7 protein-coding genes are annotated in these 11,434 nt (G+C 49.0%); 3 read left to right on the top strand and 4 right to left on the bottom strand.

The genetic code is table 11. The annotated features are described in order from the left end of the window. The 3 genes from QZT80_RS06710 to fabF form a co-directional block, all read right to left on the bottom strand. Nucleotides 1-1,394: TlpA disulfide reductase family protein (locus QZT80_RS06710; RefSeq protein ID WP_295119519.1), on the bottom strand; the 1,394-nt coding region annotated here is incomplete at its 3' end. A 179-nt stretch (nucleotides 1,395-1,573) separates the two neighbouring features. Then, nucleotides 1,574-2,362 carry a DUF2490 domain-containing protein gene (locus tag QZT80_RS06705; RefSeq protein ID WP_295119515.1) on the bottom strand — a complete coding sequence of 263 codons (789 nt, stop codon included), beginning with the start codon at nucleotides 2,360-2,362 and terminating at the stop codon, nucleotides 1,574-1,576. A 95-nt stretch (nucleotides 2,363-2,457) separates the two neighbouring features. After that, nucleotides 2,458-3,699, bottom strand: coding sequence for a beta-ketoacyl-ACP synthase II (gene fabF, locus QZT80_RS06700; RefSeq protein WP_295119511.1), 1,242 nt, complete (start codon nucleotides 3,697-3,699; stop codon nucleotides 2,458-2,460). A 72-nt stretch (nucleotides 3,700-3,771) separates the two neighbouring features. Between fabF and QZT80_RS06695 the strand changes: the two genes are divergently transcribed. Further along, entirely contained in the window at nucleotides 3,772-4,143 is a 372-nt protein-coding gene (locus tag QZT80_RS06695; protein WP_295119508.1) for a helix-turn-helix domain-containing protein, read from the top strand. A gap of 66 nt (nucleotides 4,144-4,209) precedes the next feature. After that, a complete protein-coding gene (locus tag QZT80_RS06690; protein ID WP_295119505.1) occupies nucleotides 4,210-5,151 on the top strand; it encodes a PHB depolymerase family esterase in 942 nt (313 codons plus the stop codon). A gap of 78 nt (nucleotides 5,152-5,229) precedes the next feature. On the opposite strand, the gene QZT80_RS06685 is transcribed toward QZT80_RS06690, so the two are convergent. Continuing rightward, a complete protein-coding gene (locus tag QZT80_RS06685; protein ID WP_295119501.1) occupies nucleotides 5,230-10,605 on the bottom strand; it encodes a CHAT domain-containing protein in 5,376 nt (1,791 codons plus the stop codon). Nucleotides 10,606-11,111: 506 nt separating this feature from the next. Between QZT80_RS06685 and QZT80_RS06680 the strand changes: the two genes are divergently transcribed. Beyond that, nucleotides 11,112-11,434: DUF1963 domain-containing protein (locus tag QZT80_RS06680; RefSeq protein WP_295119498.1), on the top strand; the 323-nt coding region annotated here is incomplete at its 3' end.

Genomic DNA, 11,434 nt, shown 5'->3' with positions numbered 1-11,434 from the left:
TAACGGGGTGCCTCCACTGGTTGCAGGGCTTTCCAGATGAGGGAGTCGTTTTGGGCCATACGGAGGTGTTCGCCGGAGATGTTATTGGTGTAGATGTAATTTTTCCATTTGGCGTCCACGATGTCTTTGTCGTTACTGAGGTACAGGAACACCACATCTTTACCGGCCAGTTGTTGTTTGATGGCGGGCGCATATTTCATTTCTTCCTTACAGGGGCTGCACCAGGTACCCCAGATGTCGAGGTACACCACTTTGCCCTTGTATGGCGCCAGCAGTTCTTCGAGCGAGCGTATGGCCTTCCCGTTTTGGAGGATGTGAATTTTATTGTTCGCGATCCCTTTCGTTTTTAATGTTTCCAATTGGGCCACAAGTGGGCTGATTTCCTGCCAGCCTTTGCCATTTGGGTAATACTGCCGGAGCAGGCCGGCTATAGCGCTCACTTCGGCAGGTGCTTTTTCGTTTACGTAATAAACAGTACGGTTGATGAGCAGCTGCTCGTGCAAACTTGCAGGCATGCGTTTCCAGACGTACATGTATTCGATATATTCGTCGCCGTACAGGCTTGCGAGGCTTTGCAGGGAGTCGAAACTCATACCCAGAGCCGTGGTAATTTGTTTTTTGCCTTCGTCTTTATTTTTCATGTAAACCCTGTACATCTTACTCATCAAACGCCCCGCATAGGTTTCGAGATACTGGTTCGCAGCAGGGCTCATACTTGTTTCCGCCAGTGATACTTCACCGATGCGGCTGTCGAGCTCGTCCTCAAACGCCTGCCAATCGGGGTTGTGTTGGGTATTTTTCATATTGAACAGTAGTCTGTCGAGGTGCAAAGCATGGCGGAAACGGGTTTCGGCCTGCAGGTATTTCTTTAATTGCTGAGGGATTTTGGCGTTATGGATAAAAGCATGTGTTACTTCTTCTACCCTGGTGGCTTCGGGTAGTAATTCCTTTTTAAGACGATCGATGGGCCAGGCAGCGTAGATGTTCTCTTTTTCTTTCTCGTAAGACGTGAGATAGAACGGTGGTTTCAGTTCCTCCTGTATCAGTTGGTTTTCCGTGGCACCCCTTCCTGTAAAGGTGATCGTGCTAACAAGGTCAGCACCATTAAAACGAACCGCCAGCGGTCGGCCGGGGCTTAACAACAGCCGTTGCGTGTAGCCGTTGTAACGCAGGCGGACGAATGTTGGCTTACTGGCAGGCAGTGTAAAAGAAAACGTACTATCTGCTTCCACTTTGGCCATTACTGAATTAGCATCCTGGAACCAGTCGGTGCGGCCGGTGTTAAGTATTACATCACCCTTTAGCGGGCCGTAGATTTTGCCGGTGAGGGTTACTTGTGCCCTGGTGGCGTTCATATTGCACAGAGCTATAAGCAGGAACAGTGCTTGTTTCATGGAGGTAAATTTTCACAAGTATAGTGTGGGAGCTGATGGATGCCGGGGAAATGTGACGGGTATATGAAAAGCTGGGGTGAAATACAGTTTAGAGGATCAAAATAAGATAGTTCAAAAATGAATCAGCCGCTGAAGGGAGTGACACAACGGCGGCTGATTAGTGTATGAATGCTGGCTAACTAATTCCAGTTAAAGATCGTGTTGATAACAAGTCCGTTGTTACGCTGGTAGACTGGCATATTATTGACCAGGCGGGCCTGCTGAACGATTTGGTTAAGATAACCGGCTTCGACGCTGAAGCGTTTGTTGAAGCGGTAACCTGCCAATATGCCTACCCTGTTCTGATCAAATACGTTCATGAGTATTTGTCCGCCGAAGCCGATAAACAGTTCGTCGTAGAGATTGGCGTACAGCGTATTGTCCGACATTGTTGGTTTGTTGAGCGCAATTTGCGTGCGAAACTGGTAACGTACCCTTTGCAGGAATTGCCAGTCGGTGATGTCGCGCTTTTCGTCGGCGGGCACGGTGGCATCGAGAATACCCAGCCAGCGTTGTTCGTAGCGGAAGCGGTGATTGAACGCAACACGGCCATGTACGTCGTTGATGACCAGTTGTTCGTAAATACGGTGTTCCGGGAAAGGCTGGCCTGCAGCGGGCGGATAATCGCCGTACGGGAACGTTTCTATCCAGCCGTAACCGGCCAGCACACTGATATCTTTGGTGATATTACGTTGTACACCTACACGGAGCAGGCTTTGCTGCCAGTCTGTTACCAGATGTGCGCGGCGCCACTGGTACTCGCCCAGTATGGCCCATTTGTCGTTGAGCTTAACGGTGTGGAAGGTATTATACCAACCGATGGTGTTGTGCGTGGTAAGCCTGTTTTGGGCATTCGTTTCTTCTCCTGTAAAAACTGCTGCTAACGTGGCCAGCGCATACTTAAATCCTGCGAATATTTTTCTCATCATGCTGCTTATTGAACGCGGCAAAAATAGCACATCGGCAACTGATTTACTTTCCGCTTATAAAGTAAATGGAAGGAATGTGATGGCTCACACTCCTTCTATATTTTTCTGAACACTACAATACCGTTATGACCACCGAACCCGAACGTATCGCTCATCGCCACGTCCACATTACTTTCCACCGCTTTGTTCATTACGATGTTAAGTCCTGCTGGCAGCGCCGGGTCAGGATTTTGCACATTAATAGTGGGTGGAATGATGGAATGACGGATAGACATTACGCTGGCAATGGCTTCGATAGCACCTGCAGCTCCGAGCAGGTGCCCCGTCATGGATTTGGTAGCGCTGATCTGTAAATGAGCAGGCGCATCGCCAAACAGGCGGGTAATGGCTTTAATTTCACTGAGGTCGCCCACTGGTGTGGAAGTGGCGTGTGCGTTCAGGTAATTTACATCGGTAGGTGCAAGACCTGCATCTTTCAATGCGAACTCCATGGCCTTGGCAGCGCCCAGTCCTTCGGGGTGCGTAGCGGTCATGTGATAAGCATCGGCGGTCATGGCCGCACCAGCAACTTCTGCATATATTTTTGCGCCTCTTGCTTTGGCGTGTTCGTATTCTTCGAGTATCAGGGCACCGGCGCCCTCGCCCATCACGAAGCCATCCCTGTCCGCATCAAACGGGCGGCAGGCGGCAGCGGGGTTGTCGTTGCGTGTAGACATGGCCTTCATTGCGCAGAAGCCACCGATAGATGCTTCGGTAATAGGCGCTTCCGAACCACCGGTCACTATTACTTTGGCCTTACCCAGGCGAATGTAATTGAGTGCGTCCATAATGGCTGTGTTAGATGTAGAACAGGCCGACACCGTTGTATAGTTAATCCCCATCAGGCCATATTTCATGGATATCATGCCAGAGGCCATGTTAGCAATGAGTTTAGGCACAAAGAAAGGACTGAAGCGCGGTACAAAGTTACCCTGCACATATTCCTTTACCTGTTCTTCAAAGGTTTGCATACCACCCTGACCAGAGCCCCAGATCACGCCGATGTCGAACGGGTCCATGGAAGATACATTAAGTCCGGAATCCTTCATCGCCTGATCAGCAGCCACGAGGGCATATTGGGTAAAAAGATCCGTACGTTTTATTTCGTTTCTGTCGAGAATACCTTCGGCAGAAAAGTTCTTGAGTTCACAGGCGATCTGCGTTCTGAATGCAGAAGCATTAAAGCGGGTGATGGTAGCAGCACCACTGGCTCCCGCTACGAGGCTATCCCAAAAAGACTGTACATCGTTACCGATCGGGGTAAGCGCGCCCATTCCTGTTATAACTACTCTTTTCATTAGACTAAATTTACCACTTGTATTTTGCAAGTGAACTGCAAATGTAACTAAAACTACGCTATATTTGTAATAGTGAAAAAAGTGAAAGATATGCGCTCCGACTGCCCGTTGAATTTCGGGTTGGAGATTTTCGGGGACAAATGGACCCTGCTGATCGTTCGCGACCTGTTGTTTTTTGGGAAACGTTATTACAACGAGATACTTTCTTCCGAAGAAGGCATTTCCACCAACATACTGGCAGACAGGTTGTTGATGCTGGAGCATGAGAAGATCATCAAAAAAACAAAGGACAAGGAGCACAAGCAGAAAGTGGTGTACAGTCTTACCGAAAAAGGCACTGATTTACTGCCTGTTATCCTGAGTATTGGTGAATGGTCGGGAAAATATTCCAAAGATGTGCAGGATAAACTGGACAAGGTAAGAATGCTGGCCCTCCAAAAGTAAGCGGCTGACCTCATCAATAAATTATTAATTATTAACTTATCTTGCAGGCTGATAATTACATAAATTATGCGCCTTACTATCCTCGCCACTGCCTCCATCCTGTTATTGAATGCCTGTAGTAAAAGTCCGTTATCAACCAACAAGGGCCCCTACGACATCAATGCTTCATTTGATCACCAGGGCACCAACCGTACCTACACCATCCATCTTCCAAAGAATTATTACACCAGCACTACGCTTAAATTCCCGGTAGTATTTGCCTTGCATGGCGGATTTGGAAGTGCGGCCAATATGGCTTCGCTTACAGGCCTTAATGCAAAGGCCGACAGTGCAGGCTTCATTGTAGTATATCCCGAAGGAGAAGAAAACCCCAGCGCCGCCCGTACCTGGAATGCAGGCAATTGCTGCGGTGCCAATTCCGGCATTAAAAACACCGACGATGTAGGTTTCATTTCCCGACTCGCAGACACCATGATTGCCCGTTACCAGGGAAACAGCAAAAAGATATACGCCACTGGCCACTCTAACGGCGCTATGATGTGTTACAGGCTGGCCAGTGAACTATCCGGTAAAATCACTGCTATTGCACCCAATGCCGGCGCTTTCCAGATGAAAACAGCGTATACCCCTGTCCGTAACGTACCCGTGTTACACATTCACTCCCTGCTGGACGAGAACGCGAAGTACAACGGAGGTAAGAGCAAGAACTATGTGCTTACGGGCTTAGATAACGTACCCGTAGATTCGTGCCTGAACGTGGTGGCATCGGTAGCAGGCTGCACCGCCCTTAAACAAACCGTTTCTACCACATCGCTATATACCGTTTACAAATGGAGTACCTGCACAGACGCGAACTTCGAGGTATTATTGTACCTCACCAATGATGGCGGGCACTCCTGGCCAGGCGGCACACCCAGCCTCACCGGGCTGGACACAGATCCGGCATCGCAGGCATTTAAGAATAACGATGTGATTTGGGCGTTCTTTTCGAAGTATAGTTTGCCGTAATAGTGGCCTCGTTGCCAGGGCTCAAACATAAAAATGCCTGCTCCTTAAACGGAGCAGGCATTTTTATGTTTGGGTGAATTACAACTTCTGCAACTTCGATTTCATATCCTCCACCAGCTTACGGAGACTTACGGTGTTTTTCTTGTTGTTAAGCGATAACGCATCCAGCAGGAAGTCGATATGCGGTTCTATGATGTAAGCGCTGCTTTTAGGCCCGTTCTGCAACCAGCATTTGGCATAGGTTTCCTGCAGGTCAGTGTAGGCATTGTCCAGGTTTTCAGGAGGGTACAGCACGGCGAACATACAAAGGTCCAGGTCGGCATTGAGTACGTTGTAACCTGCCACTCGTTTGTATTCCTCGATATCACCTAAATCTTTTTTACGCGTTTGCAGGTAAGCGATTGCCTGGTCAATGGCTGGTAAGGTATAGGTGCAATCCTTTGTTTTAACGACGCCTCCCCACTTGCGGGTACCGTCGCCTACCAGTTGCAGCAATACTTCCATTTCGAGCCATGGTGCGGCAGCAGCATTTACTACATCCCCGCTTCGCAGCGCCCAGGCATAGTAGTAGTAGCAGGCAGCCTTCTCGTACAGCGCAATCTTTTTATTCTTTGCCGTTTCTGTTTTGCCCTGTATCAGCAGCGCACTGTAAGCAGTGGCATAACCGAGCAGCATATAACGCTCTACCGTAACGCCCAGTCTTAAAAGTCCGTTCAGGTCTTCGATCACATCTTTGATCACCGGGTTTATATTATTTTCGGCACCGGGTACAGGGTGACTGAAATCGTACAGGCTTTTCTCTATCCTGACGCGGCAATAGCGTTCCATGGCGGCCACAGAGAAAGTTGCGTTTTCCATGCTTACGAGTGTTTTGTACCTGATGATCGCGTCTTCATGCTCCATCAGTTCACTGTAAATGAAAGCCTCTTTTTCTATGATCTGCGGAGGCCTCACTCCTGCCTCGTATGCTGCTGTTACGATCCTTTGTAATCTCTTTTTCACATAACTTCTGTCGAAGGTGCCGCCATCAATGCTGTAAATGAGGTTCGACAAGTCCACGACTGCTTCTTCTTCGGTGGCGTACGACAATGGTGTATCGTCCTGCGCCTCGCTATGGGCCACGAGTTTATAGAACGGATCACCGTAACACTGGTAAGCGCCCCAGGTATTTGTGTAGCCATACTTCTGAAATACAACGGTGCGCGCCTGCTGAATGGCATTACCGAAAGTAATGCCGGCGAACATAGCATCATAAAACACCTGTGTAAATTCCAGCGCAGCCGCATCATCTACTGCCCAACCTGCCACTATTACGGCCTTCACTCCTCCATCTATCAGCTGGGTACCGATATTGGCGGCCAGTTTATACCGCTGGCGGAAGAATTCTTCGGCCTGGCCGTCTGTTTTACCGAGGTAACAACAATTGACAACGACCAGTTCCGGCGCGGCACTCATTTGTCCTACTTCGCGGGTAGACAGGAAGGTATTGTTACCTATTACCATCCCGGAACTCTTAGACGGATCGGCATTAAAAATGCCATGCCCTGCCAGGTGGATTACCTTATATACACCGCTGAACATCGTTTCTATGATCTCTGCCGGAGAACTGTTTAACAGTGGAATTACATCATAGCCGTTATTCGTGAGTACATCGCGTACCCTTTTGCCTTCCTCCAGTGCGCCGGGTAACTGTGGCAGGAACCCACGCAGAATCGGATCGGCAACGACCAGTGCTTTGTTATTGGCCACCGGGGCTATTCTCGGACTAAAGTCCTGCGTAGCTAACTGGCGTATCATTCCTCCGTTTACGCACAAAGGCGCGAGGTTCGCCATACTATCCTGCAGTAGTTCCCAGGGATAAGCGGCCGTTGTTTTATCGAGTATCCAAAGTATGTTGCCCTGCTTTTTAAGCAACTCTTTAAAATCGTTTGGTATCAGCAGTTCAAAGATGGCTTTGGCACGGGCTGCGGTCCAGCTGTTTTTCTCCGATATTTCATCTACCAGCTGCTCAATGATCTCGGCCGATGTAAGCAGGAAGCGTTGTTCCTGTCGCGCACCGTCTGTAGAAACGGTAAATAACAGGCTGCGCACCGGTGGACCCTGACTAAAATCGTTTTGCACCTGCACCGTTACCCGCGTCCACCAGCCGGCGGTGGAGTCGGCGATCATCCTTTCACGGTAGCCACGTTTTACCTGTACACTTGGTTTGGTAATGGCCACTTTCAGAGAGCGATCGCTTTTATTTTCAATCCTTCTCAACGAATAGAAAGTACTCAGGGCGCGGTCTTCATATTGTTCGATAAACTCAACAAACTCCAGCACACGTGCGTCGCCTGCGTACAGGCGGCTGATCTTGGTATTGGCGTTGGCAATACCGCGTACAATGGCTTCCACCGATTCGTCTACCGGCAAACCACCGTACCCGCAACCTATTACCAGCGAAGAAATACCTACTTCCTTCATCTTTTGCGCCGGGCTTGTTCCCTGCGGGCCACGCGTATTAATGTCCAGCAAATACCGGGAGGCCGCCTGCTCTATTGTTTGCGTAAGCTGGAAAGCCGTGAGTTTGTTTATTTCTCCCAAACCAACAATGATAGCACCTTTGAACCCCTGCTCGCTGGTAATCACCATTTCGCTGGTGCCTATTTTACCCGGGTACAGTCCAAGCTGGTGCCGTTGCGCCAGTGCGCCCTTCAGGTAACCGTTAATTACTTTCTCCGCGTACAGTATACCATCGCCTGCGAAGTGGCCCGCCAGCAGTGGGAAAGACGCATAACGCAGGTCACCTTTGGATACAGATACTTCTACAGGTTGTACGATCACTTCTTCTGTAGGTCCGCTTGTTTCCACACCCATGATCGTACTTATCATACCATCTTCCGACAGGTCGAAGTCGTACAGGTCTGGCGAACGGAAGAGTTTTTCCGCAGCGCGCACTACCGGCCGCTTTTTACTCATCAGGTTCGTGAAGCCGTTTTCGAGTATATCATCAATCCCTTTGAACAAACTTTTATCGCAGGAAAGGCCACCGTGCGTTACGTTTACGTAATACACCAGGTCCTGCTCGATCATCTTTTTAGGGATGCCCGCTTCCCAGGTTACGCTCTGGTCGCCTTCGCCAGTGCTTAGGAACACCAGTTGCTGACCATTGGAAGTTTGGTCGATGCGGTAACCGGCGGGCGTAGCTTTATCTTTCCCGGCAATGTAGCGGATGTTGGAGTAATCAATACTCTCCATCCGCTCTACGGCCAGGTCGCGGTAGGCTTTAAATGTTTTAAGATCGGCATCGTTAGGCAGTGGCCAGTTCTTTTCGCCATGCGCATCCGACATCTTTTTCCAGACGCCCGCATCCGCAAAGTCGTTATCGGCATCCTGCGTAAGTGGCAACAGGCTTAAGATACCGGGCAGTTTGGAAAAGGTATCGATCAGTTCTTTTTTAGAATGGAATACATCTATCTTATTTAATTTATTGATAATCGCATCTTCACCAAACAACACGCTGGGTATGCGGAAAGAGCCGCCGAGCGGGGCACCGAGGAACAGCAGTTTGAAGCCTGCGGAGTCGTTCAGTGTTTTCCAGGTATCTGGGAAATTAACGATAAAGTCGCGCACCAGTACGCCACCCATCGAGTGCGCCACGATTTTGATCGGTTGGCGGAAGGCCATCAGTTCCTTTAGCTTTTCATGAAAAGCGATGGCGCATTCTTTTAGCTGCAGCCGCCAGTCGAAGGCAAACGTTACTACATCGTGCTTATCCTCCAGATGTTTTACCAGTTCGAGGTACGAGGTTTTTACCAGCGAGTGGGGTTTAATATTTTTGCCGGTGATATTGAGCCTGGTCAATTGCCCTGTCACAAAGCCCCAATAGTTGATCCATATCAGGATATCATCCTGCGAGAGATTGGTGCCCATGATGCCTGGCAACACGATGGCAATGGGTTTGGTACCGGATACCTTTTCGCGGTACACCTGTCCGCCTTCCAAACCAAGCGCGCCCCTGAACTTGTGGTTCTCTGTAATGCTGTTGTAGCTTACCAGTATTGCATCGGGCTTTGCCTGCAGGGCTTCCAGTACAGCGGTAAGTGTTTTTTTGTTATCGAAATAAGAGAAATGGTCGATATCAGTGGCTTCGTCGAGGTACACCTGTATGGCGCCGCTGCGTTTAGGCGTTTTATACATCGACCGCGTATCCACCACCAGATCGTTTTTACCACCGAAGAATAGTTTGGTGGCGATGATGAGTAAACCACGGAGATTAATACGGGCTTTGCAGTTGCCCGACATCACAATTAACGGCGCATCTACTTCCACATTCGGCGCTACCTGGTTTATTATTTTGATGAAGGGAGAGTTAGGGTTCTGCGCTTCCAGTCCCGGTAAGGTTTTTACATCGTTCTTCGCATTGATCACGTTGCCTATCAGTCCCCGGAAGCCCATGTAAATCGGGTTGGTGGCAAGTCCCGTGCCCAGGCCGATCAGGTTAAAGATCATGTTCAGCAGGTTATCCAGCCGTTTAGATGCCAGCGTGGTACCATCGGATGGGGATGCTGCGCGGATGAACTTTTCTACCTTTATCTTTTTATTACTGAATTCCATTCTCAGCGCCTGGATCATTTGCAGGTCCACGTTGCGGTCGCCCGATTCTTCCAGCACTTTGATATTCTCGTCGGTAAAGCCGACAGCATTGTCGTTGGTGGCGCAGAAGCGGCAGATCACGTCGCCGATAAGGCCGCCGCGCGACTGGCTGATAAGATGCAGTGTAGCACTTTGAGGAAGTGCCTGCACGAGCTGCAGGGCATTCATCAGCGGACTTTTGGTCAGCGATTCATGCTCGAAGGCCAGTACGTTTTCGCCATACGTTTCGAACAGGAAGTTCCAGGCAATACCATCGTTCTTTGTCTTAAGATCGCCGAAGGTACGTTCCATCGAAGCGGCCGTACCGTGCAGGAAAATGAAGTAAGGTTTATCACTTACTACCGGTTCATACTTCTGGAAGTTAAAGGCAGAATCGAGCCGGTAAAGGCCGCTGCGGTTATTGAGAATCTTCCTTTCGAGGTCTTCGGCTATCTGCCCAACCACATTCGCTACTTTCTTCTTCGAAAAAACATTCAGCAGTTTGATAACGGCCCCACCCAGAAATCCTCTTTCGCTATCGGTGCCCGATATGCCCAGCGGAAGTTCGAAACCATCTTCTCCCGACCGGTTTTTGATATCTACTTCCGGAAATACTTCATCGAGTGTATCCGGACCACACATCCATACAGTATCGTCTTCGAAAATGAGTTCTATCACGCTGTCATCATCCAGCGGCACTTTGGTAGGTACATCTTTAGCGCCCCTTACGGCGGCGGCTACAACAAAGGAGTGTTTCAGTTCCAGCCACTCGCTTGATTCGGCGGCCTTTACGGTGTCGGTTTGTTCCAACCCACGTACAACGATACTATTAACTTTCATCTCTAATTTATTTAGATGACAGGTGACGAATTGGGATTATAATAAATGCTTACGATTCTCTTGGGGAGATATACAGTTTTACATGTTTTTGGGAATTAAGCACAGGATAATATTAAGAAATATTAGGCAAACTATCAATTATTTCCTTGTAAATGTGCCAGTTAGGTGATTCGCCGGCACTTTTGCCCGTTTAACCGGTACATGAGGCATTGGCTCAGATAAAGGTGGTTACTTTGGAGAGCGGACAAACATTTTTTCATATATCGGCAGCGTTAGCGATGGCCCCCGTTTAGCATGGTGGGGGCCATTTTTGTTTTTACGTAAGAAAATTGGCAGGTATTGGTTATCGTACCGTGCTTAACCCATCTTTCATGAAATATATTTTGTGTTGATGGAGATAGCTTGCCCTCCCTACGCTTCTATTCTCAACATTACAGTTTTAATAACACTGAACTAAAATTCCCCTTCTTTTAGTAAATTAGTAGCATCCAGACACTACCATTGCTATGAGCCAATTTGATCAATACCGGTCCGAGCTGCAACAGCTGGGCCTCACTACCAGAGAAGACCTGGTTAACCTCGTGAAGCCGCTGATACGCACCAGCACAAAAATGATTACAGGCAAGGCTATGCGGCCGCCTGCACATTCGCAACAGCTTTCACATTTCGGCGGGCAGCCCTATTTCGAGAAGGGAGAATCGTGGCCCGAAATGCCGAACGGCAGGCCCATGGATTTTATTTTCCAGGTGGTAAATACCGGCCAACAGGGCTTACCGGAAGATATTAAAGTGCTGCAGTTCTACTACGACTGGCACGCAGGGCCATGGTC

It is taken from the genome of uncultured Chitinophaga sp., assembly GCF_902168175.1.
GTDB lineage: Bacteria > Bacteroidota > Bacteroidia > Chitinophagales > Chitinophagaceae > Chitinophaga.
This window is presented reverse-complemented; position numbering and strand designations above follow the sequence as displayed.